The 229-nt window shown below is 66.4% G+C and carries 1 protein-coding gene; it reads right to left on the bottom strand.

Annotated features, from left to right (window positions below):
* The coding region (locus tag F6S12_RS33550) for an efflux RND transporter permease subunit (RefSeq protein ID WP_315870087.1) at positions 1-155 on the bottom strand (155 nt) is incomplete at its 3' end.
* Positions 156-229: the final 74 nt, after the last annotated feature.

The following is a 229-nucleotide window of genomic DNA, read 5'->3' as shown; positions in this document are numbered from 1 at the left end:
GGGTAGTCGGTGGTGACGCTGATCACCGAGCTTTCCAGCAACGGGTACTGGCGCACCGGCAGGTTGCTGTAGGCCTTGAGCCCCGCCAGCAGGATCAGCAGGCTGACCACCAGCGCCAGCACCGGGCGGCGGACAAACAGATCGGTGAACTTCACGGCTCTTCTCCCGCGGCCAGGGTCGTCGCACTGCCGCCGGCATCGCTGAGCACGCTGTGCTGCTGCGGTTCGAT

The organism is Pseudomonas sp. JV245A (assembly GCF_032424515.1).
GTDB lineage: Bacteria > Pseudomonadota > Gammaproteobacteria > Pseudomonadales > Pseudomonadaceae > Aquipseudomonas > Aquipseudomonas protegens.
The sequence above is the reverse complement of the archived record's forward strand: the minus strand, read 5'-3'. Positions and strand labels throughout refer to the sequence as shown.